The sequence below is a fragment of the Sphaerisporangium melleum genome (assembly GCF_014646695.1).
In the GTDB taxonomy this organism is placed as follows: Bacteria; Actinomycetota; Actinomycetes; order Streptosporangiales; family Streptosporangiaceae; genus Sphaerisporangium; species Sphaerisporangium melleum.
On record NZ_BMNT01000001.1, the window covers coordinates 214,071 to 239,885 of the forward strand.

21 protein-coding genes are annotated in these 25,815 nt (G+C 72.2%); 9 read left to right on the top strand and 12 right to left on the bottom strand.

From position 1 onward, the window contains the following. Positions 1-54 precede the first annotated feature (54 nt). Entirely contained in the window at positions 55-954 is a 900-nt protein-coding gene (locus IEY93_RS01320) for a sigma-70 family RNA polymerase sigma factor (RefSeq protein WP_189161045.1), read from the bottom strand. Between the two features lie 84 nt (positions 955-1,038). On the opposite strand from IEY93_RS01320, the gene IEY93_RS01325 reads away from it, so the two are divergent. From IEY93_RS01325 to IEY93_RS01365, 9 genes are all read left to right on the top strand, one after another. Beyond that, complete coding sequence (locus IEY93_RS01325; RefSeq protein WP_189161046.1) at positions 1,039-1,341, top strand: hypothetical protein; 303 nt, start codon at positions 1,039-1,041, stop codon at positions 1,339-1,341. A 17-nt stretch (positions 1,342-1,358) separates the two neighbouring features. Next, positions 1,359-1,715, top strand: coding sequence for a DoxX family protein (locus IEY93_RS01330; RefSeq protein ID WP_189161047.1), 357 nt, complete (start codon positions 1,359-1,361; stop codon positions 1,713-1,715). 284 nt (positions 1,716-1,999) lie between these two features. Next, on the top strand, positions 2,000-2,521 hold the full coding sequence (locus IEY93_RS01335) for a hypothetical protein (RefSeq protein ID WP_189161048.1): 522 nt from the start codon (positions 2,000-2,002) through the stop codon (positions 2,519-2,521). Between the two features lie 205 nt (positions 2,522-2,726). After that, complete coding sequence (locus tag IEY93_RS01340) at positions 2,727-4,763, top strand: M48 family metalloprotease (protein ID WP_189161049.1); 2,037 nt, start codon at positions 2,727-2,729, stop codon at positions 4,761-4,763. 204 nt (positions 4,764-4,967) lie between these two features. Further along, entirely contained in the window at positions 4,968-5,831 is an 864-nt protein-coding gene (locus IEY93_RS01345) for a hypothetical protein (RefSeq protein WP_189161050.1), read from the top strand. Positions 5,832-5,903: 72 nt separating this feature from the next. Then, on the top strand, positions 5,904-7,739 hold the full coding sequence (locus IEY93_RS01350; RefSeq protein ID WP_189161051.1) for a serine hydrolase domain-containing protein: 1,836 nt from the start codon (positions 5,904-5,906) through the stop codon (positions 7,737-7,739). A 22-nt stretch (positions 7,740-7,761) separates the two neighbouring features. Beyond that, positions 7,762-8,478: a response regulator transcription factor gene (locus tag IEY93_RS01355; RefSeq protein WP_189161052.1), complete on the top strand. Its 717-nt coding sequence runs from the start codon at positions 7,762-7,764 to the stop codon at positions 8,476-8,478. Continuing rightward, entirely contained in the window at positions 8,475-9,572 is a 1,098-nt protein-coding gene (locus tag IEY93_RS01360) for a HAMP domain-containing sensor histidine kinase (protein ID WP_189161053.1), read from the top strand. The genes IEY93_RS01355 and IEY93_RS01360 overlap by 4 nt, the downstream gene beginning before the upstream one ends. A gap of 443 nt (positions 9,573-10,015) precedes the next feature. Further along, positions 10,016-11,224, top strand: a complete 1,209-nt coding sequence (locus IEY93_RS01365) for a cellulose binding domain-containing protein (RefSeq protein WP_189161054.1) — start codon at positions 10,016-10,018, stop codon at positions 11,222-11,224. A 61-nt stretch (positions 11,225-11,285) separates the two neighbouring features. Here the strand turns inward: IEY93_RS01365 and IEY93_RS01370 are convergent, their stop codons facing one another. The 11 genes from IEY93_RS01370 to IEY93_RS01420 form a co-directional block, all read right to left on the bottom strand. Then, positions 11,286-12,434, bottom strand: a complete 1,149-nt coding sequence (locus IEY93_RS01370) for an XdhC family protein (protein ID WP_189161055.1) — start codon at positions 12,432-12,434, stop codon at positions 11,286-11,288. Positions 12,435-12,438: 4 nt separating this feature from the next. After that, positions 12,439-13,827 carry an IS701 family transposase gene (locus tag IEY93_RS01375; protein WP_189161056.1) on the bottom strand — a complete coding sequence of 463 codons (1,389 nt, stop codon included), beginning with the start codon at positions 13,825-13,827 and terminating at the stop codon, positions 12,439-12,441. A gap of 655 nt (positions 13,828-14,482) precedes the next feature. Next, the gene (locus IEY93_RS01380; protein ID WP_189161057.1) at positions 14,483-15,115 is read right to left on the bottom strand and encodes a TMEM175 family protein; all 633 of its coding nucleotides are present in this window, start codon (positions 15,113-15,115) and stop codon (positions 14,483-14,485) included. Between the two features lie 107 nt (positions 15,116-15,222). After that, positions 15,223-15,564 carry a nuclear transport factor 2 family protein gene (locus IEY93_RS01385; protein ID WP_189161058.1) on the bottom strand — a complete coding sequence of 114 codons (342 nt, stop codon included), beginning with the start codon at positions 15,562-15,564 and terminating at the stop codon, positions 15,223-15,225. A gap of 31 nt (positions 15,565-15,595) precedes the next feature. Then, entirely contained in the window at positions 15,596-17,179 is a 1,584-nt protein-coding gene (locus IEY93_RS01390; RefSeq protein WP_189161059.1) for an ATP-binding protein, read from the bottom strand. Beyond that, on the bottom strand, positions 17,176-19,095 hold the full coding sequence (gene glgB / locus IEY93_RS01395; RefSeq protein ID WP_189161060.1) for a 1,4-alpha-glucan branching protein GlgB: 1,920 nt from the start codon (positions 19,093-19,095) through the stop codon (positions 17,176-17,178). Before glgB ends, IEY93_RS01390 begins: the two co-directional genes overlap by 4 nt. Further along, complete coding sequence (locus IEY93_RS01400; protein WP_189161061.1) at positions 19,092-21,227, bottom strand: alpha-1,4-glucan--maltose-1-phosphate maltosyltransferase; 2,136 nt, start codon at positions 21,225-21,227, stop codon at positions 19,092-19,094. The genes glgB and IEY93_RS01400 overlap by 4 nt, the downstream gene beginning before the upstream one ends. 109 nt (positions 21,228-21,336) lie before the next feature. After that, entirely contained in the window at positions 21,337-22,179 is an 843-nt protein-coding gene (locus tag IEY93_RS01405; protein ID WP_189161062.1) for an FAD binding domain-containing protein, read from the bottom strand. Further along, a complete protein-coding gene (locus IEY93_RS01410) occupies positions 22,176-24,572 on the bottom strand; it encodes a xanthine dehydrogenase family protein molybdopterin-binding subunit (RefSeq protein WP_189161063.1) in 2,397 nt (798 codons plus the stop codon). Before IEY93_RS01410 ends, IEY93_RS01405 begins: the two co-directional genes overlap by 4 nt. A 7-nt stretch (positions 24,573-24,579) precedes the next feature. After that, positions 24,580-25,080 carry a (2Fe-2S)-binding protein gene (locus IEY93_RS01415; protein WP_189161064.1) on the bottom strand — a complete coding sequence of 167 codons (501 nt, stop codon included), beginning with the start codon at positions 25,078-25,080 and terminating at the stop codon, positions 24,580-24,582. A 32-nt stretch (positions 25,081-25,112) separates the two neighbouring features. Further along, complete coding sequence (locus IEY93_RS01420; RefSeq protein ID WP_189161065.1) at positions 25,113-25,736, bottom strand: NADPH-dependent F420 reductase; 624 nt, start codon at positions 25,734-25,736, stop codon at positions 25,113-25,115. Between the last annotated feature and the right edge of the window lie 79 nt (positions 25,737-25,815).

The following is a 25,815-nucleotide window of genomic DNA, read 5'->3' on the forward strand; positions in this document are numbered from 1 at the left end:
GCGGACGGTGAAAGCACCACTCGGCCATCGCGCGGCGGCGGGACTCCGGCTGTCTTACCAGGCGGTTTCCGGAAGGGCGATGGTGGTGGCGTGGAGGCGTTGCGGGGTGCCGATGATGTCGATGGCCTGGATGAGCCCGGCGTCGATGGTCAACCTCAGGACGGCCTGGAGCCGGCCGCGCGGGGCGATCACGATGCCGGGGGCGCCGTCCACCCAGGCGACCGCGCCCGCGCGGGCACGGGCGGCGAACCGCCTGGTCTCCTCGGCCACCGCCCGGCTCCCCCTGATCTCGGTCGCCACGTCGGCAGGGACCAGGATCGGGTCGACCCGCCGTACGACGCCGGGGGCCAGCAGGTCGAGCAGGGCGGGCAGGTCCCCGCCGCGGGACGCGGCGAGGAACGCCGCCACGAGCGGAACATGCTCGGCGCCCAGACGTTCACCGCCGGAGCCGGATCCACGGACGAGTTCCCGGGCTCGGCTGGCCAGCTTCTTGGCCGCGGCCGGCGAGCGGTCGAGCACCTGGCCGATGTCCGCGAACGGCACCGTGAACAGGTCGTGCAGTACGAAGGCGACGCGCTGCGCCGGTGACAGCCGGGAGAGCACCACGAGCAGCGCCAAGCCGACGGACTCGGCGAGCAGGAGTTCCTCCTCGGCCGTCCGGCCGGGCTCCGCACCCGTCGTGGCCAGGTGGTCCCCGGCTTCGCCGCCCGGCCAGGCGACCTCACCGCGTCGCCGCCGCGCGCGCAGCACGTCCAGGCACTCGCGGGCGGTGACGGTGGTGAGCCATCCGCTGAGGTTGCGCACGTCTCGAAGATCGGCACGGGCGGCCTTGAGCCACGCCTGCTGGACGGCGTCCTCGGCGTCCGCGAGTGAACCGAGCAGGCGGTAGGCGACGTCGCGGAGATGCGGCCGGTCGGCCTCGAATCGTTCGGCGAGGAGTTCGTGGGCGTGCACAGGTCACCTTTCCCGCGTGCGGAACGTCAGGGGGGTGACCGACCGACCCGCAGAGATCCTACCGAGGAACGAGGAGCCGACGCCGTGCCCCTGCAGATCGTCCGCTTCACCACCCCCCCTGACCTGGCAGGCGATGTCGAACACGGCATCGCGGAGCTGTTCGGCGCCGTCCACGCCGCCCGGCCGGCCGGACTGCGCTACCTGGCCGCGCGGCTGACCGACCGGCCGGAGTTCCTGCTGCTGCTCGGCCTGCCCGACGGCACGCCCACCCCCTTGCCGGAGATCCCGCAGACCACCGCATTCCGGGCGCGGATGGCCGGATGGGCGGACGCCGATCCCGCGCCGCGCCCGCTGACCGTGCTCGGCGACTACCGGATGCTCGGCTGAGCGGAGGGACGCGACACATGCGCGCCGCTCATCTGCTGGTGACCGTCCTGACGATCGTGGTCAACGCGGGGATCGCCGTGGCCGACTTCGCGCGGGCGCGGTTCGTCCTCGCGAACTCGGCCGAGGTGGGCGTCCCGCCCGGCCTGCTGCCGCTGCTGGGCGCGCTCAAGGCGGCCGGGGCCGCCGGGCTGCTGCTCGGCCTGCTCGGCGTTCCGCTCATCGGCGACGCCGCCGCGGCCGGCCTCGTCCTGTTCTTCGCCGGCGCGGTCGCCGTCCACGTCCGGGCCCGCGTGTTCCATAACCTCGCCTTCCCCGCCGCCTATCTCCTCCTGGCCACCGCCTCCCTGACCCTGAGCCTCACCGCGCCGGCGTAGCACCCGGATCACCACGCGCCGGGCCGGGAACGCGAGACGAATCGTGCCGGCGGGCGGCGCGATTCGTGGCTGTAAGGGGGGCGTGTCGTCATCCGCGCCCCCTCCTGTGCCGGTGGCGGCGTTCGGCGCCCCTTCCCGGGAGTAACGCGTTTCCGGCCGGCCACGAACACATACCGATGCGTAACTCTAAAAGCCCGATCCGGAAATCGACCCTGATCGCGCGGACCAAGGTCGTTAAAGTGGGCGTCAGCACTCACCATCGCGCCGACGCGAGGGGAACCGGCATGCGGCGTACGGACGAGACACTGCAGATCCCCGAACTGGCCCGGCAGGTCGTCGGCCTGGTCGCGCCGGAGGAGCTCCCCCTTTTCGAGCCCACCTGCCAGGCCTACTTCTCCTCCGGCCGGAAAGCGAGATCGGGTCGGCGCCGATTGACGGAACTCGAATTCGACGGCCAGGAGATCATCCCGCTCGTCACCACCGCCGCGCTCGGTGCGACCATCGCGGTGGCCGATTTCCTGGCGTCGCGCTTCTACGAGACCGCCTTCGAGGAGAGCGGCGGGGACGCCTGGATCCGCCGCGTGGTGCGCCGGGTTCTCGGCTTCTTCCGCCGATCGCGCCGCCGTCCCGCCATGCGGAGCCTCCCCGTGCCACCGTCCTTCTCTTCCCAGCAGCTCGCCGAGGTTCGTGAGGTCGCCGCACGCACGGCGGCCGCTCTCGACATGCCGCCGGAGAAGGCGGCGTTGATCGCCGACACGATCGTCGGCCGGCTGACGAGCTCCGGCCCGAGCAGCCCGGATGAGTGAGGCGGGCGGACGAGAGTCCCTCAGGCCGAATCCCTTCGTCCTGGGGGCCGACACCTGGTATCGGTTCGGATTGCTCGTCGCGGCCGTCATCGGGGTATCACCTCTGCTGACCGCGCCGCGCGGATACCTATACGTCCCAGGGGCGCTGGAGAGCAGAAACGACGAGCAGGCATGCCTCCAGCGACTCCTGCGCGAGATGCCGGATATGACGGGCAGGTCGCCGGAGGACCGGTTCGACACCATGAGCCGGCACGTACTGGAAACCTGCGCGCCGCACGTCTCGATCGGCATGGGCGTCTACACGATCGCCATGATCGCGGCGGTGCTCGTCCTCGCGCTGGCGATCTACTGGTGGCTGCCACGCCGGCTGGTCCGTCGCAGGCGCCTGACCGCCCTGCCTCCCCCGCAGACGCTCCCCGACGTGCACCGGGAGATCCAGGAGTTACAACGCCTGACCGGTGTCGGCGACGTCGGGTTCCTGCTCGATCCCCTCGACCGCCGCGTGACCGGCCTCGCCTTCGGCCGCGTGGGACGCCGCCGCGTCGTGCTCTCTCATGGGTTGGTCCGCACCGCGACGACCGACCCGGAACGGTTCCGCGCGGTGATGCTGCACGAGCTCGCGCACATCCGCAACGGGGACATCGACCCGACCTACCTGACGATCGCGGTATGGCGGGCCTGGCTGATCCTCGTCCTCGCACCCGCGTTCCTCAACGTGATCATCAACCAGATGGGCGGGGTGTTCTGGCGCCTGGTGGTCACCGCGCTGCTCGTCCGCATGGTGCGCGACGCGACGTTGCGCTCACGCGAGCACTATGCCGACGCCCGTGCCGCGCAGTGGAGCACGACCGAGCTGTTGCACCGAGCGCTCGGCGACGGCGGCCGCCCGCTGCCCCGGCGGTTCGCCCGGCGCTGGGGGTGGGGCTGGGGCACCCATCCGGAGTCGGCGAGCCGCCGGTCGGCGCTGGCCGATCCCGGCTGGGTGACCTCCATCGGTTTCGGCGACGGGCTGGCGCTGGGCACCACCACCGTCTACTCACTGAGCTCGCTCACGCTCATCGCCGGCTGGCTCCTCGCCGACCCGCCCGGCACGGCGGTGCACCTGCTGCCCTTCACGGCACTGCTCTCCTGCGCGCTGACCTTCGGAATCTTCCGGGTCGTTCTGGCGGCGCGGCTCACCGGCCGGCGCGTGAACCTGGACCGGCTCGGGATCGGCCTGGGAACGGGCTTCGTGCTCGGCACCTTCATCACTCCCCGCTTCGGGTTGCTGCCGAGTGACGTCCCGATCTCGGGCGCGGAGGGGATGCCGTCCATGCCGGCGTACCTATGGCTGGCGTGGGCCGGCCTGATGGTGGCCGGTGGCGTGCTGTCGGTGCGGTGGATCACGGAGCTGCTGGCCACGTGGCTGCCCTACGCCGCGAGCCGCCGCTCGCCCCTGCGCATGGTGCTCGGCTGCACGGTGGTGACCACCGCGGTGCTCACCATCTGGCTGGCGTTCGGCGTCGGCCTGCCGTCACTGGCGAACATGGCGGCGCACATGATCTTCCCGGACGCTCCTCAGGAGCTGGTCTTCCTCGGGGTGCTGATCATCGCTCCCGTCCTGGAGCCACTCAGCACGATGACTCTGGTGGTCCTGCTGTGGGCCGCACCGCTCGCGGCCACGATGAAGTGGGTACGTGCCGGCCCCGCCCGCGCGTGGGTGTCCCTGCCTCCTCCGCCGGACGGCACCCGGCTCTCCGCCCCGCCGGCCGCGCCCGCCCGGGCGGTGTCCGCCGCGCTCATCGCCGTCTCCTACGTGGCCGTCAGATCCCTGATCGCCTATCCGCTCATCCTCCTGGGAGCCGTGCTCCTGCAGCCTCCCCGGGCCTTCGCCGGGTTCCTCGCGCTGTCCGGGGGGTTCGCCGGGATCGGGGCGCAGATCCTCGCCGTGGTGCTGGCGCTCACCCTCACCCGATCCCTGCGCCTGCCGCACGCCATGCTGGCCGCGACCCTCGCCTACCTGCCGGCGACGGTCGCGGCGACCCTCGCCCTGAGCCTCGCGTCGTGCGCGACCACCTGTCAGTCGCCTCTGGCCCAGATGCGCATCACCGTCTCCCGGCTCTTCTACCTTCCGGGCCTGGCCCTGTCCTTGCTGGTCGCCGCCCTGCTCATCGTCGCCGTACCCCGGTGGCGAAGACCGGGCGGCGACCGACCCGCGCCTCGACCGGCCCGTTCGTGGCGCCGCCAAGGGCATTACCGGTGAACGATCGGGGGCGCACGGCCGAACCTGGGCGGATCGGGGCGAGTCCGGTGCCGTTTGTCACTACGATCTTCCAGCGTGAGCCTGACGGGCCGGGGCCCGCCGGAGCGCCGGTCGAGGTGGCCGTTTCGCCTCCTCGACCCTTCCGCTGCCGGATCCCGCGCCCCGAGGGCGGGCGATGACCGGCAATGGGCGATGGGATGAACCGTGAGTGAGTACCAGCACTACGAATTCGTGGCGCTCGACCGTCCGCTGAGCCAGGCCGAGCAGGCCGAGGTCCGCTCGCTGTCCTCCCGGGCCGAGATCACCGCGACCGCCTTCACCGGCACCTACGAAGACGGTGACTTCCGCGGGGACCCTGCGTGGATGATGGAGCGCTTCTACGACGCCCACGTGCACCTCACCGGCTCGGGGATCGACCGGTTGATGCTGCGGCTGCCCACCTCGCTGCTCGACGCGTCCACCGTCGACCCCTACCTGTGCGCCGACAAGGTCGAGGCGTGGGAGGCGAAGGACCACCTCGTCCTCGACCTCTTCGACGACGAGGAGCCCGGCGACGCCGGCCCCGCCCCCGAGGAGGTGCTGCCGGCACTGGTGGGTGTCCGCGCCGAGCTGGCCTCGGGCGACCTGCGGCCGCTGTACCTCGCCTGGCTGGCCGCGATCGGCACCTGGGAGCGGGACGAGGACGCCTTCGACGAGGACTTCGAGGACGAGGCCGAGCCGCCCGTCCCCGCCGGCCTGGGTTCGCTGACCGCCGCCCAGCGGGCGCTCGCCGGCTTCCTCCGGCTCGACGCCGACCTGCTGGCGACGGCGGCGGCGAACAGCCCTGACCGGCCCACCGTCAGCACCGATCCGGAGCGGCTGGCCCGCTGGGTGGCGGAGCTCGGCGAGCAGGAGCGCGACGCCCTGCTGGTGCGCGTCGCACAAGGGGAGGCGGGCCAGGTGCACCTGGAGCTGCTGCGCCGGTTCCGTACCGAGACCGGGGCCGGCGCGGAGGCGGGCGGGACGGGTGACGCCGCCCCGCGCACGGTGGCCGAGTTGCTGGACGCCGCCGCGGCCCGCCGCCAGTAGCGCGGAGGGTGCCGGTCGGCCCCGGAGGCTCGTTCACATCAGGTTCGCAGGGGGCTTCGTACGGTCGCTCCCATGAACAAGCGATGTGCAGGACTGCCGGCCGTCACGTTGGTGGCGGTGGTGGTGCAGTCCGCGTGCCAGGCCCCGCCGAGCGCCACGCCTGATCGGGCTCCCGCGTCGCGCACGGCGGTGGCCGTGGACGCTGCCGCGTGTGACCGCAGGCTCGGCGCGGGCTTCGACGCGTGGGCGAAGGCCGGATTCAGCGGTTCGGTCGCCATCTCGACCGGCGGGAGGTTCGGCTGCCTGGCCGCCTATGGGTGGGCCGACCAGGAGGCCGGGCGGCGCAACACGCCGGGCACGGTGTTCGGCATCGGGTCGGTCACCAAGGCGTTCACCGCCGCCTCGGTGTTCGGCCTGGTCGACGCCGGGAAGCTGTCGCTGGACGACCGGGCCGGCGAGATCCTCCCGGGGTTGCGGGGACCGTCCGCCGGGGTGACCGTCCGGCAGCTCCTGCTGCACACCAGCGGGCTCAACGGCTCGCACGGCGCGGACTACCGGCCGCTCGGCCGGGCCGCCGCGCTGGCGGCGATCGACCGGCTGAAACCCGCCTTCCGGCCGGGCACGGGATATGTGTACTCCAACGCCGGATACACCCTACTGGCGCTCATCGTCGACAAGGTCTCGGGCACCGGATACCGGAAGTACACCATGGCGAAGACCCTGCGACTGCCCGGGGGCGCGGTCGCGGGCGGATTCTGGAACGGCGAACCGGCGGCGCCCGGCCCGCGCGCCATCGGCTACCTCGACGGCGGCGAGACCGGCGAGCGGGGCGGCTTCGCCGGCCCGCACTGGGCGCTCGACGGCAACGGCGGCCTGGCCATGACGACCCGTGATCTCGCGACCTGGACGTACGCCCTGTTCACCGGCCGCGTCGTGTCGCCCGCCTCGGCGAAGGCCATCGGCACACCGGGGTACGAGCGAGACGACGGGACGGCGGAGACGCCCGGATGGGTGTTCTACGACAGGTCGAGGTTCGGCACCCCGGTCCTCGCCACGGCGGGTGGCGGCGGTGACGCCGGGCACAACGCGATCGTCGCCTGGCTCCCCGAGCGGCGGCAGGTGATCGCGATGGCGTCGAACACGCCGAAGGTCAGCGCCGAGCGGCTGCTGCAGGCCGTCGGCCCGGCCCTGGTCTCCGGCGCCCCGCTGCCGGTGCCCTCCGCTGCGGCGGCGGGCGGCGACCGGTCCCGCGCGGCGGATATCGTCGGAACGTACGGGCTGGACACGGGGGGCGGGTTCGAGGTGAGCACGACCGGCGGCCGGCTCGCGATCTCGGCGAACGGCGCGGACGCCGTCGCGGCGCTGTTCCCCCCGCGCGGCGTGCCCGCCGATGAGCTGCGGGCGAACGAGCAGCGGGTGCTGGCGCTGCTCGGCGGGCAGACCGGCGAAGGGCGGCGGGAACGGGCGGGCGTCGAGCGGGCGTTCGGCCCGATCAGCGGGTACACGCTCACGGGGACGGCCGTCATCGGCGGTGACGTGCGCACCTACGTCGCCATCACCGCGCGCAAGGGTGTGCTCGCCGGCTGGTACTCGGTGAACGAGGAGGGGGGCATCCGGGCGGCCCAGCTCCCGGCCGGGCCTCCGTCGCTGCCGCTCGTCGCGTCCGGCGACCGCCGCTACCGGCCGGACGATCCGACCGGCACCGGGCCGGAGGTGACGGTGGACTTCGGCCGGGACGACCTGACCATCTCCGGTCCGGCCGGTGTCACGACCGCCACCCGCGCCGTGGTCACGACCCTTCGCCCGGCCACCCCGCGGTCGGGCGCCACGGGCACCGGCACGGGGGCCCGGCCCGCCGATGCGGCGAGGGCCGCCGCGGCCGGGGACGCGTCCCGGCCGGCCGGATGACCTCTCTGGGACGGAACCGCGAATGCGCATCCTGCTGCTGGAAGACGACGCCGACCTGGCCGAGGTCGTCGCGCTCGGCCTGCGCAACGAGTCGTACGCCGTCGATGTCGCCCGCACCTGCGACGGCGCCGAGGAGGCGCTCCGCACGACGGAGTACGACGTGGCCTGCCTGGATCTCGGCCTGCCCGACGGTGACGGGCTGGACCTGCTGCGCCGCCTGGCCGGCGACGCCGGCCTGCGCCGGCCGGGGCGCCTGCTCGTCCTGACCGCCCGCGACGCCGTGGCCGACCGGGTCGCCGGGCTCGACGCCGGGGCGGACGACTACCTGACCAAGCCCTTCCACTTCGACGAGCTGCTCGCGCGGCTGCGCGCCCTGGCGCGGCGCGGCGACCAGCACGGGTCGATCGTGCGAGTGGGCGAGCTGACGCTCGATCTCACCGCGCACCGGGCGTGGCGGTCCGGCGCCGAGCTGTTCCTCACCGCGCGGGAGTTCTCCCTGCTGCGCTACTTCATGCACCACCCGGGGCGGGTGCTGTCGGCGGAGGACCTGCTCGAACACGTGTGGGACGCCAACGCCGACCCGTTCACCTCCTCGGTACGGGTGATCCTGAGCCGGCTGCGCAGGAAGCTCGGCGAGCCGGCACCCATCGTGACCATCACCGGCGCCGGCTACCGCCTGACCGACGCGACCGGACGATCGACGCCCGCTATGTCGCGACCTGCGGAGGGACCGCGTTGAGCGAGGCCCGCCCGGCCAGGGCGCCGGACGCCCGTACGCGGAGTCCGTGGCGGTCGCTGCGGGTGCGGCTCGCCGCGCTCGGGTTCCTCGCGATCTACGTCCCGGCCCTGCTGCTGTTCGGGGTGCTCCTACTGACCGACCACGACACCTCCGCGAACGCGATCAACGGGGCCGAGACGGTCATGAGCACGTCCGCGCACCGGTCCCCGTGGATCACCTGGACGATCCTCGCGCTCGCCCCGGCCGCCGCCGCCCTGGCCTGGTGGTGGGCGGGCCGGGCGGTGCGCCCGATCGAGCGCGTGCGCGAGGTCGCCGAGGACATCGAGGCGACCGACCTCGGCCTGCGCATCGGTCTCGACCGTGGCCCGGCCGAGATCGTGTCGCTCGCGGCGAGTTTCGACGCCATGCTCGACCGGCTGCAGCACGCCGCCGAGACGCAGCGGCGGCTCGTCGAGGAGACCAGCCACGAGCTGCGCACACCGCTGTCGGTGCTGGTCACCAACACCGAGGTGCTGCTCGCCCACCCGTCTCCCACCGTCGAGGTGTACCGGCAAGGGCTCGACCGGTCCAGGAGGGCGATCGCCCGGCTGGAGGCGACGATCGACGAGCTGCTCGTCGAGGCCCGCGCACGGGCCCGGGTCATCGAGCGGCACCCGGCGGACCTGGCGGCCATCGTGCGGGACGTGCTGGACGAGGCGCGGGTGCCGGCGGCGGCGAAGGACATCCGCCTCCAGGTCACCGGGCCGCCGTCCGTCGCATGCGCGGTGGACCGGCCCACGGTGCGCCGGGCGGTGGCGAACCTGGTGGACAACGCGATCCGGTACGCGCCCGCCGGCACGGTGGTCGAGGTGGACGTGGGCCGTACCGAGTCGGCGGCCGTGGTCACGGTCACCGACCACGGACCCGGCATCCCCGCCGCCCAGCAGGAGCGGATCTTCCAGCGTTTCTGGCGCGGCCGCCCCGACACCCCGGGCACCGGCCTCGGGTTGCCCATCGCCCTGCAGATCGCCAGGGCGCACGGCGGCGCGCTCACCGTCCGCTCCCCCGGCCCCGCAGGGGACGGGTCCGCCTTCCGGCTGACCCTCCATCCCTGACCGGGACGGCGGAGGCGGACGGCCCGGTCGGCGCACCAGGGGCCACCGCGGGCAGGACCGGCCGCTCTTTGTGTCCATTTTGTGTGAAAGTTTCAGGTTCTCCTCACCGCCCCTCGTCGCTGACCTGCCCGGACGCGGCTGCCGCCAGAGCGGCCGTTGGATCGGGGCCCCCGCGCGGCGCATGCTCACTGACGGACGGCGCTCAGGCCGTCCCGCTCGGGGGAGTCGACGCGAGAGGCACAGGCCCTGTACGGGGAGCCCGCTTCTGTGGCCTGATGGCCGATGGCGTACCGGCACCGCCCGGGAAGACGACCGGCACGCCGCCAACGCGGCGTACGGCACCTGCTCCATCTCGTCGGGTACCGGCCGACGGACTTGCTCCTGACCTGCATGCCGCGGGCGGGCCGTCCGAGGTCCCGTCCGCCCGACCAGGAAGGTGTCCCATGCTTCTTTCCCGTCCCCGCCGGGCCACGGCACGTGGCCTGCTGCTCGGAGCCTGTGCCGCCACCGCGGCGGCGGCCGTGCTCGCCGCCGGCCTGACGCCCGCCTCGGGCGCCGCGTCCGGCCCGGTCCCCGTCCCGGCAGCCGCGTCCGGCACGGTCCCCGTCCCGGTCGCCGCCTCCGGCCCGCAGCCGGCCGCGGCCGTCCTGTCCGGCATGGCGCCGGCCGCCGCGGACACCACCCCGCCGAGCGAGCCCACGGGGCTGACCCCGCGGACCATCTACCGCAACGGCGTGGCGGGCCTGTCCTGGACGCCGTCGACCGATGACGTGGCGGTCACCGGATACGAGATCTACGCCTGGTCGTTCGGCTCTCCCTTCGCCCGCGCCCAGGCGCAGATCACCACCACGGCGACCCAGGTGAGCGCGCAGGTGACGGACCTCACGCCGGACCGTGCCTACCTGTTCTACGTCGTGGCCACCGACGCCGCCGGCAACCGCAGCGTGCCCAGCCTGCTCGCCATGAACCGGGCCATGGCCGAGCCGCCGATCCCGAGCTCTCCGGGGCCCTGGACGCCACAGACTCCCACCAACCTGCGCGTCTTCGACGGAGCGGAACCCGGCTGGGTGGCACTGCAGTGGACGCCCATCGGCGCCACCAACACGACCCACTGGCCGGTGCTCCGCCGATCCTCCACCGTGTGGAACGTCGTGGACGACAGCCCGCTCCCGCGTACCCTGTCCGTCCCGATCGGCGGCGAGGCGACCTACACCTTCCAGGTGGTGCAACGCGACGAGGCCAACCTGAGCGCGCCGTCCGATCCCGCCACCTACGTCAACCCCTACCCCTCGCCGAGCCCTTCCGCGACACCTTCGGAGACTCCGGCGCCCGCGACCTGCGCGGTCGGCTACCGGGCGAAGAGCTGGACGACCGGCTTCACCGCCGACGTCACCATCAAGAACACCGGGACCACGGCGGTGAGCGGATGGCGGCTGGGGTTCGCCTTCCCCCTCGCCACCCAGCGCCTGGCCTTCGGCTGGTCGGCCACCTGGGCGCAGTCGGGGACGAACGTGACCGCGGCCGACGCCGGCTGGAACAAGACCATCAAGCCCGGCAAGTCGATCACGATCGGCTTCAACGGCAAGCACTCCGGCACCAACCCCGCGCCCACGGCCTTCACCCTGAACGGGGCCGCCTGCACGGCGGGCTGACCGGGACGCGCTGATGGCGGACCCACGGACCGGGGTCTCATCGCCCCGGCCCGTGGGCCGGTCAGGCCGCCGGGGCCGGAGCCGCCGGACGGTGGATCGGGACGCCGGTGTCGGCCAGCGGAATGCCGGTGCCGCCGTGGCGGGCCGCCACGATCTCGGCGGCGATGGAGAGCGCGGTCTCCTCGGGGGTCCGGGCGCCGAGGTCGAGCCCGATCGGGGAGCGCAGGTGGGCGAGGGCCGTGTCGGAGATGCCCTCCTCGCGCAGCCGTGCGATGCGCTCGCGGTGGGTGCGCCGGGACCCCATGGCGCCGACGTAGCCGACCGGAAGGCGCAAGGCCAGTTCGAGCAGCGGCACGTCGAACTTCGGGTCGTGGGTCAGCACGCACAGCGCCGTACGCCGGTCGAGGCGGCCCGCCCGTGCCTCGGCGTCCAGGTAGCGGTGCGGCCAGTCCACCACGATCTCGTCGGCGTCGGGGAAGCGCCCCGCCGTGGTGAAGACCGGACGGGCGTCGCACACGGTGACGTGGAAGCCCAGGAACCGCCCGGCGCGTACCAGTGCGGCGGCGAAGTCAATGGCGCCGAACACGAGCATGCGCGGCGGCGTGGCCGCGGACTCCACCAGCAGGGTCACCGGCTCGCCGCACAGCCCGCCGTCGGCGCCGACGCGCACGGTGGCCGTGCGGCCCTGCGCGAGCAGCGCCGCCGCCTCGGCCGCCGCGGTGGCGTCGAGTTCGGTGCCGCCGTACAGGGTTCCCTCGTAGGTCCCGTCGGGGCGTACGGTGAGGGCGCCGCGGCCGAGGAGTTCGCCGGGCCCGTCCGCGACGCGCGCGAACGCGGTGGCGCGCCCGTCCAGGGCCGCGTCCAGCGCGGCCTTCAGGGCGGGGCGGGCGGCGTCGGTGCGCCGCATCGGTGTGACCAGGATGTCCAGGACGCCGCCGCAGGTGAGACCGACGGCGAAGGCGTCGTCGTCGCTGTACCCGAACCGGTGTGACACCGGCGTGCCGGTCTCCAGGACCTCCAGGCACAGTTCGTACACGGCGCTCTCGACGCAGCCGCCCGAGACGCTGCCGATGGCCGAGCCGGTCTCGTCCACGGCCAGGGCCGCTCCGGGAAGCCGGGGGGCGCTGCCGGTCACCGACACGACGGTCGCGAGCGCGAAGTCCCGCCCGCTCAGACACCATTCGCGAAGCTCCGATGCCATGTCCAGCATGGTGCTACCTGGCTTTCGAGTAAGTTCCGGCTGTTCTGGCCTGCCGGACCGGCGGGGTCGGCAGCGGGGGCGGCGGGCTGGGGACGTCGCCTCGTTCGGTTCCGTCCAGCCGGCCCGCTCCGTCGATCCGGCCGGCTCTGACGGCATGACCGGGGCCGTGCACCGCGCCGTTCTGCACGCCTTGGTGGGATCGGGCCATTCGCCCGTTGTGTTCGGTACGGGCCGCGGGATCCGACACCCGCTGCCCGCGTAACGCGAAAAGCGTGGCCGCATGGGCCACGCTGGCGAGCGTCGCGTGGTGATGCCAGCCCCGGTAGGACCGGCCCTCGAAGTCCCGTATGCCCACCGCCTCGCTCACTTCCGCGAAATCGAGCGCGGTCTGGTCCAGCAACTTGGCCAGCGTGAAGAGCTGGGACAGTGGCATGTCCCGGAGGTTGGTGATCCAGAAGCCGGACGGCAGGGGGTTGGACGGCTCGGTCCATGCCCCGAAGAGCAGTAAGGGTTGCAGTTCGACGGCCGTCCGGTCCTCCCCCGGCGCCGCGTGCACGGCCGCCGCGGCCAGTGGGGTGCCGGCACCGTCGGACGCGCCCTGCCCGCGCCAGTCGGCCAGCCGACGCTGCGACCGCAGCGACTCGATCAGCTCCCGGGCGGACGCCTGGTACGGAAGTGCCCTGTGGCGCCCCGCGGTGGCGAGCGCGACGGGCAGCGATCCGTCGACCTTGAGCACGAAGGGGATGGCGTACAGCGAGAACGCCTCCATCGTGTGGTGCAGGTCGGCGTTGGAGACCGCCATGATCACAGGGCGCTGTTCGAGCTGCCAGGTCCCCGACATGCGCACGACCGCGTCGATGGCCTCCTGCGTCGGGGTCTGTGACCGCGCGGTGTCCGGGATCCGGGCGCTGTGCCGGCGCACCCGCTCCGTCGTCCAGGGAGCCGGCAGGGTGAGGATCCACTCGACGGGGAAGCTGGCGCCGCTGTAGGCGAACCACACTCCGACGGCCCGTTGACAGTTGGCCATGCGGCCCAGCTCGGGGACGAACTGGCGGCCCACACCCACCGACTGGTCCCCGGCCTTCTCTATGATCAACGATTGGACCACCCAGGCGAGCGGCGGTTGCGAGGTGCGTTCGAGGTACTGCGCGAGTGCGCGACGCACCGGTGCCCACGCCCAAGGTGACTTGCTGATGAACTGCTGCAGGCTCTGCTCGGCGGAGCCCTCGCCCCCCCTCGCCATATTTCGAATTGTCTTCTTACCCGCCGTCGAGACCAGGCCTCGCAGATAGACCCGCGCCCAATTCCGCTGGTCTTTTCTGGATAAGGTGTCGAATAGGAGGGTAATCATCGCGTCCAGCTGCGCGTAGATCTGATCCGTCCACAGCGTGTCGAAAGCCATACAACCTCCCCCGCCAGTAGCTAGATCCATAACGTACTTGACCAATGGCCATGACGGTAGGATGTCGCATCTACTTCATGAGGTCAGGCGCGGATGGAGCGCATGGTGCCGAGCACATTCACGTTCCGAATCCGTTTGTAAGTGTTCGGTGACTAAATCAATCGGCCCGATATGGCGCGGCGATGACGATCACGTTAACATGCATGACATGGCCGGTTTACCCGTAGCTCACATCGACACGCGCGATCATGAATGCCCCCCGGCGAGCCGGCCGGTCGCCCCAATCGCCACCCCCCGCTCACAGCGGATCGGTACCTGCGCCTGTGCAGCGAGTAGCGTACCATCCGGCGCGGCGAAGCGGATATCCACGGAAGTCGCCTTCAGGGCCGCGTCCAGGTGATCCGGGTCGGCGGCGGCTACATTTCCGGTGTGCCCGATAATCCGTGAGGGGGAAGCGGAGTTCGGGAGTCGTACGCGTTCGGCCCGCCGGTCAGGGAGACCGGCGGGCCGTGGCGGCCCGCTCCGGGCGGCGAATGCTGGTCCGTGCCGCGGCGGCGTGGTGCGCGTCCCCTTCTGGACACGGCCGTGAGGAGCGAGGCGGCACCCGGTGGCGCCGCGCGGGGGCCGGCGGGCCACAGTGGCCCGCGTACGGCCGTTACGCGTCCTCGGCGGGGACCCGGTCGTCGATGATGAGCGGAATGGGGATCTGGTTGAACGCGTAGTAAATCGCGATGATGGCGTGGGCGGCCACGGCCAGCGGAGCGGAGAAGAAGGCGATGACCAGCGTGATGGGATAGGCAATGGAACCGAGCCCGAAACGCATCCGGGTGGCCCGGGCGCCGTCCTTGTCGACGTTGTCGCGGAACAGGTGGCCGACCCGGGTGACGTACCACCAGAAGCACAGGAATGCCACGGCATAAACGACCGTGAGGGCGCTGTAGATGATCGCCGCGATTCTCGCCGACTCGGGATTGCCGAGGTGGACGGCGAGCAGGGCGGTCGTCCAGGGGATCACCGCCACGATCATCAGCACCATGAGGTTGAGGAACAGCAGCGGCCGGTCCACCTTTTTAATGTGGCCGAAAATGGTGTGATGGTTGACCCACATGACACCGATGACCAGGAAACTGACCACATAGGCGGCGTATTGCGGCCACTGCAGGGCGAGCTCGTGCCAGAGTTCCGATCCCTCCGCCTCCGGCACCTTGATCTCCAGAATGAGAATGGTGATGATGATCGCGAAGACGGCGTCGCTGAATAACTCGAGCCGACTGGGTTCCCGTTCCATGCCTATTTTCCCTCGGTTCGTCCCGGATTCATCGCCGTGTGCGGAGAAGCCGGCTCCGCCACTCCGCACACGGTATCGAAGATCGTCCGGTCAGACGCCGAATCCGGTCAGCTTCCGAATCCCGCCGTCTGCCGCCAGATACGGCCGTCCTTGACGACGAGGGTGCCGAACGCGTGCTCCGGCTCGCCGTTCAGGTTCATGATCGCGCGGTAGAAGATGGTGTCGTCGGTCTCGATGTACTCCTGGAGCTCCACCAGGGTCGGCTTGAGCGTCAGGTAGCCGGCGAACGTCTCACGCACCGCCTCGATCCCCTCCGAGACGCCCTCGTAGCGCAGCAGGGCGGCGTCGTCGGTGTAGTTCTTCATGACGGCCTCGAGGTCGAGGGCGTCCAGCGCCTCCATCTGGCGCTGGAAGACCGGGTGCAGCTTGGAGATGTCGTACTTGGACATGTCAACTCCTCGTGATGGGTGAACTCTGCGGTTACTCCGGAAGGGCGCAGGCCACGCCCTCCGCGCTCCCGCCCAGTGGGAGCCGGACGACCATGCGGGTGTCGCCGGGCACGGAGCGGGCGGTGATCGAGCCGCGATGACGCTGGGTGACGATCCGGTAGCTGAGGTGCAGGCCGAGTCCAGTGCCCTTGCCAACGTCCTTGGTGGTGTAGAACGGCTCGAATATTCGGGGAAGCGTCTTTTCGGGGATGCCCTGGCCGGTGTCGCCGACCTCGACGACCAGGCAGTTTCCCTCCACGTGCGCGCGCAGCGTCAGCGTGCCGCCCTCGCCGCCCATGGCGTCCACCGCGTTGGCGATGAGGTTCGTCCAGACCTGGTTCAGCTCGCTGGGGTAGCCCATCAGGCGCGGCAGTCCGGGAGCGTACTCACGGACGATGTGGATCTCGCCGAGCTTGGCGCGCAGCATCGTGAGCGTGTTGTCGATGCCCTCGGTGACGGAGAACTGCTGCTGCGGCGCCCGATCGAGGTTGGCGTAGTCGCGGGTCGCCGAGACGAGCTGGGAGATGCGGGGGCCCGCGGCGCGCAGTTCGGCGGTCAGCGCGCGGGTCTCCAGCACCGCTCCCAGGTGGTCCAGAGCGGCCGGCAGGGCGTCCTCGCCGATCCCGTCCAGGCGGTCGTGCAGCCAGTCGAGGTCCAGGCCGAGGTCGGCGATGCCCGCGGCGAGCAGCTCGGGGCGCTGGGCGCCCATGTCGTCGGCCCAGTCGGTGATGTCGTCCTCGACGTCGCTCTGCACGACCGGGTCGATGTCGGCCGGCGGTGGCGTGTCGTCCAGGTCGGCGGTGAGCCGGTCGAACACGGCGCGCTCCTGCGGGGACGCGGCGGCGCCCCAGGCGTGCGCGGTGACGATGAGCCGGTCGACGGCGGTGCCGAGTTCCTGGGCGGCCCGCGCCACGGCCGCGGCGGGGTTGTTCAGCTCGTGGGCCAGGCCCGCGGCGAGCGTGCCCAGCGCCTCGACGGTGGCGCGGCTGCGGGCCTGCACCTCCGAGGACTTGATCCGCCACGCCAGCACGGGCAGCAGCACCGCGGCCACCCCCTGGCAGCGGACCAGCATCTCGAAGAACACCGGTTTGGCGTACGCCACGACGGTGGTGGGGCCGCTCGCCGAGACCGTCGCCACGTACCCGTCGTCGGTGAGCAGCGGCAGCTCACCGGTGAAGCGATGGGCGGCGGTCGGCTTGTTGTCGTGCCGCTCCGCGGGGTCCTCGTCGGTGGAGTGCCGGGTCAGCACCTCCTCGCGGCCGTCGATCACCTTGGTGACGACCAGGCCGCCCTGGAGCAGGACGTAGAAGTGCGTGGCCTCCTCGCCGTCGCGGAACAGGGCCTCACCGCCGCGGTAGTCGACCGGGTGCGACACCGAGACGAGCCAGTCGAGCTGCTCCTCGGTGAGCCCGGCGAAGATCTCAAGCGAGCGCAGGGCCTCGCGCAGCCGTCCGGGGTCCCGGAAATCCGGCACGTCGCCGTCCCCTCCCGGCCGGTCCTGTCCGGGGCCGGGGCGGGTGGCGCCCGGCGCGTCCTGCGCCGGGTGCGTGGACATGGACCGGATGGGTGAGGTCACCGGGTGAACTCCTCGGTACGCGGGGCCAGCAGCAGTGCCGCCAGGGGCGGCAGGACGATGCGGGCGTGGGCGGGCAGGCCTTGGCGGGGGATGGGCACGGCACGCACGGTGCCGAGGTTGCCGGCGCCGCCGCCGCCGTAACAGCGGGCGTCGGTGTTGATCGACTCGGTCCACGCGCCGGCGTGCGGCAGGGCCAGCGTGAAGTCCTCGTGCAGGACCGGGCTGAAGTTGAAGACGCCGACGAACGGCGTGCCTTCGTGGTCGTAGCGGATGCAGGAGAGCACGTTGCGGGTGTTGTCGTCCGGGTCGATCCAGCGGAAGCCACCCGGATCGCTGTCGCGCGCCCACAGCGCGGGAGTGGCGCGGTAGACCCGGTTCAGGTCGCCCACCAGCCGCTGCACGCCGCGGTGCAGCCCGGCGTCCGGCCGGTCGCCGGTCAGGGCGTCCCAGTCGAGCCCGTCGTCGTGCCACCACTCCCCCGGCTGGGCGAACTCCTGCCCCATGAAGAGCAGTTGTTTGCCGGGATGCGTCCACATGAAGGCGTAATAGCCGCGCAGCTGGGCGAACTTCCGCCACCGGTCCGACCCGTGCATCTTGGTGAGCAGACTGCCCTTGAGGTGGACGACCTCGTCATGACTGAGCGCGAGCAGGTGGTGCTCGGCGTAGGTGTACATCATCGCGAAGGTCATCCGGTCGTGGTGGTGCTGCCGGTTCACCGGGTCTTCGGCCAGGTAGGCGAGGGTGTCGTGCATCCATCCCATGTTCCATTTCAGGTCGAAGCCGAGCCCGCCCCACCCCGCGGGCCGGGTGACGCCCTCCCAGGCGGTGGACTCCTCGGCGATGGTGACGGCGCCGGGGACGCACTCGTGCACGGTGTCGTTGAGTTCGCGCAGGAAGGCCACCGCGTCGAGGTTCTCCCGGCCGCCGTGCGCGTTGGGCGTCCAGCCGCCGGGGCCGCGCGAGTAGTCCAGGTAGAGCATGGAGGCGACGGCGTCCACGCGCAGCCCGTCGAGATGGAACTCCTCCAGCCAGTAGAGCGCGTTGGCGATCAGGAAGTTGCGGACCTCGGGCCGGCCGTAGTCGAACTCCAGCGTGCCCCAGTCGGGGTGCTCGGCGCGGCGCGGGTCGGGGTGCTCGTACAGCGGGCCGCCGTCGAAGCGGGCCAGCGCCCAGTCGTCCTTCGGGAAATGCGCGGGCACCCAGTCGAGGATGACGCCGATGCCGGCCTGGTGCAGCGCGTCGATGAGGTACTTGAAGTCGTCGGGCGAGCCGAGCCGGGCGGTGGGCGCGAAGTAGGAGGTGATCTGGTAGCCCCACGAGCCGCCGAAGGGATGTTCGGCCACCGGCAGCAGCTCCACGTGCGTGAAGCCCATCTCCTTGACGTACGCCGGGAGCTCACGGGCCAGGTCCCGGTAGCCGAGCCCGTGCCGCCAGGAACCGGCGTGCACCTCGTAGATCGCCATCGGCCGTTCGTGGGCGGCCCCGCCGCGCCGCTCCAACCACGCGCCGTCGTGCCACTCGTGCGCCGAGGTGTGCACCAGCGAGGCGGTGCCGGGCGCCGGCTGCGCGGCGCGGGCGCAGGGGTCGGCCTTGCGCCGGGTGATCCCGTCGGCGCCGTCGATCTCGTACTGGTAGGGGCATCCGCCGGGCACCCCGGGGACGTACAGCTCCCACACGCCGCTGTCGCCGGCGCGGCGCATCGCGTGCGCGGCGCCGTCCCACCCGTTGAACGCGCCGACCACGCGCACGGCCCGCGCGCCCGGGGCCCACACGGCGAAGCCGACGCCTTCGTCCCGCTGATTGGCGCCCAGCACCCGCCACAGCCGGCGGTGCCGGCCCTCGGCGAGGAGGTACAGGTCCAGCTCGCCGAGCAGCGGCGCCGGCTGGGCGCTCGCGTCCGGCACCGTCGCGGTCATCGGGACGTCGCCCTGTCCGCGCAGGCGTCGCCGGGCCGTCCCTGCCCGGGCCCCGCGGCGACCCGGCGCAGGGTCATGATCCGCGCGACCCGGTGGCGCGGGTCGAGCCGCACCTCGTTGGTGCGCGCCCAGCGGTGCTGGCCGCCGCCGAGGGTGTCGTGCACCATGAACGTGTCCGCGGGCCGCAGGCCGAGGGCCTCGGTGTCCAGGGTGACGCGGGCCCGCTGGGCGTGGTGCGGGTCGAGGTTGAGCACGACCAGCACGGTGTCCTCGCCGGCCGCGGTGACGACCCGTTTGGAGAAGCAGATGACCTGATCGTTGTCGGTGGTGTGGAAGCGCAGGTTGCGCAGGTGGCGCAGCGCGGGGTGGCGGCGGCGCAGCCGGTTCAGCCGGGTGATCAGCGGCGCCAGGCTGAGCCCCGCGGCCTCGGCCCCGGCGTGGTCACGGGGCCGGTACTGGTACTTCTCGGAGTCCTTGTACTCCTCGCTGCCCGGCTTGGCGGGCTCGGCCTCGCACAGCTCGAAGCCGGAGTAGACGCCCCAGGTGGGCCCGGCCATCGCGGCGAGCACCGCGCGGATCTCGAAGGCCGCGCGGCCTCCGGTGACCAGGTGACCGGGCAGGATGTCGGGCGTGTTGACGAAGAGGTTGGGCCGCAGGTAGTCGGCGGCCGGGTTGCCGTCCAGCCCGGCCAGCTCGCCGAGGTACTCCTGCACCTCGGCCTTGCCGGTGCGCCAGGTGAAGTAGGTGTAGGACTGGTGGAAGCCCACGCGCGCGAGGCTCTGCAGCATGGCCGGCCGGGTGAAGGCCTCGGCGAGGAAGATGACGTCGGGGTCGGTGGCGCGGACGTCGGCGAGCAGCCGGTCCCAGAAGAACAGCGGCTTGGTGTGCGGGTTGTCCACCCGGAAGATGCGCACGCCCAGGTCCATCCAGTGCCGCAGCACCCGCAGGCACTCGCGGTGCAGGCCCTCGGGGTCGGTGTCGAAGCTGATGGGATAGATGTCCTGGTACTGCTTGGGCGGGTTCTCGGCGTAGGCGATCGACCCGTCGGGCCGGTGGTGGAACCACTCGGGGTGCTGCCGCACCCAGGGGTGGTCGGGCGAGCACTGGAGCGCGAAGTCCAGCGCGATCTCCATGCCCAGGGCGCGGGCCTTGCCGACGAACGTCCGGAAGTCGTCCAGGGTGCCGAGGTCGGGGTGGACGGCGTCGTGTCCCCCGTCGGCCGAGCCGATGGCCCACGGCGAGCCGGGGTCGTGCGGCCCGGCGGTGAGCGTGTTGCCCGGGCCCTTGCGGTTGGTGGTGCCGACGGGGTGGATCGGCGGCAGGTACACCACGTCGAACCCCATGGCCGCGACGGCGTCCAGCCGCTGGGCGGCCGTGCGGAACGTGCCGGAGCGCATCACCCCGTCCACGACTCTGGCCCCTTCCGAGCGGGGGAAGAACTCGTACCACGAGCCGAACAGGGCACGCTCCCGGTCCACCTGGAGCGGCAGGGCGGGGCCGCGTGAGACGTGGTCGCGCAGCGGGTGCGCCGCGAGCGCGGCGGCGGCCCAGGGGCTGTCGGCCTCGGCGAGCCGCTCGGCGGGCGAGCGGGCCGGGTCGCGGAAGATGTCGGCGAGCTTGGTGTAGACGTCGCCGGAGTGGCCGGCGGACGGCAGCAGGCGGGACCGCGCGGGCCGCTGGGCCATGAGCGACTCCACCGCCCGCTCCAGCAGCGCCGCGCCCTCCAGCAGGGTGGCCTCCGGCTCGACGCCGGCCGCCACCTTGACGCGGGCGGCGCGCAACCAGGTCGCGAGGGGGTCGGTCCACGCCTCCACCTGGTAGGTCCAGCCGCCTTCGGTGTCCGGGGTGATCGTCGCGGTGAACCGGTCGGTGCCGCGTACCGTCTCGGTCATGGGGACCCGCGTCGCCTCGCGCCCCCGCCGGCGGGGGCCGGGCCCCCACAGGACGACCTCGGCGGCGAGGATGTCGTGACCCTCCTTGAACACGGTGGCCGTGACCTGGACCGGCTCCCCGGCGACCGCTCGGGCGGCCCGTGCGCCGGCGTCCACCTGGGGGCGGATGTCAGTGACCACGATCCGGCCGATGCCGGGCCTTGCCTGCGACTTCCGCGACGTGCTGGATGCGTGGCTCATCACTGCTGTGCTCCCCTGTGTCGCTTGCCGTGCTGTCGTACGGTCGTGCGGTGGATGTCCGGGGGCCGGCGCGGGACCGGCGCCGGCCCCCGGAGAGCCGCGACCCGAACTAGCGGGCGGCGGCCCTGGCCAGGGCCCGTGCCGTGAGCACACCGGCCAGATGGCCCAGGTACTCGGCCGAGGCCCCGCGGCCGGGGACGAACATGTCCCGCGGCTGGGCGCGGAAGGCGGCCAGCACCTCGCCGGTGCCGGTCGGGCCGCCGAGCAGCAGCTCCTCAACGCCGCGCAGACGCTGCACGCGGGCCGTGGCGCCGGTGACGGCGATCCGCAGGTCGGCGGCCGTGCCGTCGCCGGCGTACGCCGCCCGGACCGCCACCGCGCACAGCGGGTAGCGGGTGGCCCGGTCGGCGGTCTTCTCGAAGGCGCTGTGGTGCCGGTGCTCGCGCACCGGCACCTCGATGGAGGTGATGACGGCCCCGGCGGGCAGCCCGCGGGTGGCGTACGCGTCGGCGGTCAGGGTCTCCTGGCCGCCGCGCCCGGCCAGGTTGATCGTCGCGTCGGCGGCGATCACGGCGACGGGCAGGTCGGTGGCGCGCCCGGTGGCGGCGAGGTTGCCGCCGAGGGTGCCGAGGTTGCGCACCTGCGGGTCGCCGTTGGCGCGCGCGGCCTCGGCGAGGGCGGGGGCCCCGGCGCGGACCAGCGGGTCGGCGGCCAGTTCCGCGAGCGTCGTGAGGGCGCCGATGTGCAGCCGCCCCTCGCCCTCGCGGCGGACGCCGCGCAGGGCGGCGATGCCGCGGATGTCCACCAGCCGGGTCGCGGTGCCGTCCCCGGTGCGCAGGTCGACCAGGAGGGACTGCCCGCCCGCGAGGACGCGGCTCCCCTCGGCCGCCAGCAGGGCGACGGCCTCGCCGAGCGTGCCGGGCTTGACGTAGTCGAAGTCGGTGAGGATCACTGGGCTGCTCCTGACGTCCCGTTCAGCGCGCGCCACACCTTCTCCGGCGTGATCGGCATGTCGATGTGCTGGACGCCGAGGTCGGACAGCGCGTCGACGACGGCGTTGGCGACCGCGGCGGCCGGCGGCACGGTGGCGATCTCACCGGCGCCCTTGGCGCCGAGCGGGTTGTGCGGCGTCGGCGTGACCGTCTTGCCGAGCTGGAAGAACGGCACGTCGGCGGCCCGGGGCAGGGCGTAGGTCCGCAGGTCGGAGGTGATCAGGTGGCCCTCGTCGTCGTACTCGGCCGCCTCCATGAGGACCTGGCCGAGGCCGTGGGTGATGCTGCCCTCGATCTGGCCCTCGACGATCTTCGGGTTGCCGATGTTGCCGGCGTCGTCGACGGCGGTGTAGGCGACGACCTCGGTCTCGCCGGTGAGCTCGTCGATCTCCACGACCGCGACGTGCGTGCCGAACGGGTAGTTGAAGTCCGGCGGGTCGAAGTGGGTGGTCTCGTCCAGGGCCGGCTCGATGTCCTGCGGGAGGTACCAGTGGTACCACATGGCCATGGCCATCTCGGCGAACGTCTTGCCGTTCTCCTCGTCGCCCTCGGCGAAGATCTTGCCGTTGGCGTAGACGACCTTGTCCTCCGGGACCTTGAACATCGCCGCCCCGGCCCGGCACATCTTGTCCTTGATCTTCTGCGCGGTGAGCGCGATCGCCGGGCCGGCCATGCTGTAGGAACGGCTGCCGTAGGTGCCCTGGCCGTAGGGGGCCTTGAGCGTGTCGGCCTCGTAGACGCGCACCGTGGCCGGGTCGATGCCGAGCTGGTCGGCGGCGACCTGGGCGAAGATGGTCTCGTGGCTCTGCCCGGTGGAGGCCGAGCCGACGGTGACGGCGACCTCGCCGGTCGGGTGGACGCGGATGTTGCAGCTCTCCCAGGTGCCGCCCAGCATGCCCTCCTGGGACATCCGGGTGGAGGGGCCGACGCCGCAGATGGCGACGTAGGTCGCGATGCCCACGCCCAGCCGCTTGCCGCGCCCGCGGGCCTCGGCCTTGCGCCCCGCCATGTCGGCGTACCCGGCCATCTCCAGGGCCTTCTCGAAGTTCTCCTGGTAGTTGCCGGAGTCGTAGGTCCAGCCGAGGCCGTTGTCGTAGGGGAACTTGGTGGCGGGCACCAGGTTCTGCCGGCGCACCGCGGCCGGGTCCACGCCGATCTCGGTGGCGTACTTGTCGACGAGCCGCTCCATCAGGAACGCGGCCTCCGCGCGGCCGCTTCCGCGCTGCGCGCCCAGCGAGACGGTGTTGGTGAACGCCGCGTACACCTCGCAGAACGCCGCGTCGACGTCGTACATGCCGGTGATGCTGCGGCCCATCAGGGCGGTGGCGACACCGGGGCCGATGGTGGAGGGGTAGGCGCCGAGGTTGGCGTAGCTGGTGCAGCGGACGGCGGTGATCCGGCCGTCGCGGGTGCCGCCGAGCACGACGTGCTGGCGGTGGTCGCGGCCCTGCACCGTGGAGTTCATCAGCCCGGTGCGGGTGTCCACCCACTTCACCGGCCGGTTCAGCTCCTTGGACAGCAGCAGCACCAGCGGCATGTCCGGGTAGAGGTAGCCCTTGGTGCCGAAGCTGCCGCCGACGGTCGGCGCGACCACCCGCAGCTTGTTGAACGGGATGCCGAGGACCAGCGCGGCCAGCAGGAACCGGTGGTTGTGCGGGCCCTGCGTGGAGGCGTAGAGCGTGTAGTCGCCGGTCGCCTGGTCGTAGTGGCCGACGGCGCCGCGCGGCTCCATCGGGCTGTTGATGGTGCGCTGGTTGACCAGGTCGAGCTCGACGACGACCTCGGCCTCGGCGAGGTTGCGGTCGGTGCGCTCCTTGTCGCCGCAGGTCCAGTAGGCGTTGAGGTTGTTCGGCACGGCCTCGTGCAACTGCGGGGCGCCGTCCTCGATCGCCCGGTCGGCGCGGGTGACGACGGGGAGCGGCTCGTAGTCGACGACGATCGCCTTCACCGCGGCCGCGGCCTGCTTGGGGGTCTCGGCGACGACCACGGCGATCGGGTCGCCGACGTGCCGGACGACGTCGCCGGACAGCACAGGGCGGGAGCCGGGCAGGCCGTAGGGGTGCGGCGGGAAGTGGCTCTCGACGCCGCCGGGGATCCAGATGCACGGCAGCGGCATGACGCCGGCGAAGTCGGCCGCGGTGGCGACCTTCAGCACGCCGGGCATGGCCGCGGCGGCGGAGGTGTCGATGCCGTTGATGCGGGCGTGCGCGTGCTCGCTGCCGAGGATGGCCATGTGCGCCATGCCGGGCAGGCGCAGGTCGGCCACGTAGGTGGCCTCACCGCGCAGGAGCTGCTCGTCCTCACGGATGTCGATGGGCTGGCCCAGGAGGGAGGTGGTCTCCGCGATGGTCATGGCGTCATTACTCCTTCGCCGCCGTGGCGGCGGCCGCTGTGTCGGCCGTCCGCATGGCGCAGGCGCGCTGCACGCCACGGACGACGCTGTGGTAGCCGGTGCAGCGGCACAGGTTGCCGGTGAGCCATTCACGGATCTCGGGCTCGCTGGGCGCGGCGTTCTCGTCGGCGACGAGCTCGCTCAGGGACATGACCATGCCCGGGGTGCAGAAGCCGCACTGGGTGCCGTGCTCGGCCCGCAGCGCCTCCTGCAGGTCGGTCAGTTCACGGCCCTCGCCGACCCCTTCGATCGTGGTGACCTCGGAGCCTTCGGCCTGCGCGGTGAGCAGCAGGCAGCTCTTCACGGATTTGCCGTCGAGCTGCACGACGCACGTCCCGCACTGGCCGGTGTCACAGCCGACCTTGGTGCCGGTGAGCCCCAGGCCGTCCCTGAGCGTTTCGACGAGTAGTTCGTTGGGCTCGGCTTCGACGTCCGCCGGCGCCCCGTTCACCTGCAGGGATATCTTCATGACCACGCCTTTTCTGACCTGCGAAGGGTCTTTCAGAATCCGAGTACGGCATGGGCCTGCCGCTCGGTCAGCGGTATATTGAAAAGCGGTCCGCCAGGCTCCTGAAGCCGTCCACCAGTGCGCAGCGAACCCGTGTCGATCGACGCGAATCCCAATTCGGAGATGACCGTGGAAACCGTTTCCTTGGCTTCCCTGTCGTCACCGGCGACATAATGCGCCAGTCGTTCTCCGGGGTCCGTGGCGGCGCGTCCCGCCGTGGCGAGGGTTTGGAAGTGCATGGTGTTGAGCGACTTCACCAGGCGCGCACCGGGGTACCGCTCGGCGATGACCTCGCTGGAGCCGAGGCCGCCGAGATCCAGTGGCCTGCCGCCACCCGCGAAGGCGTTCATCGCGTCCACCAGGAGTTTTCCCTCCACGGCGGACGGGGGCAGCAACTCCGCGGCGCTGCCGAACGGGACCATCAGCACCAGCAGTTCCGCCTGCTCCACCGCCTCTTCGGGGGTGCCCGCGGACGCCGCGGAGCCGAGTTCGGCAAGGAGCGGGGCGAGCCGCCCGGGGCCGCTCGCGTTCGCCAGCCTGACCTGGTGCCCCGCGGCCACCAGCAATCGGGCCAGTGTGGCGCCGATGCGGCCGGCACCGATGATTCCCGTTTTCATCCGCCCAGCACCTCGATCGTGATGTATCTGCTATGAGGAACACTTATGACCGGAATTCCCCGACGTGGTCACCGCATCG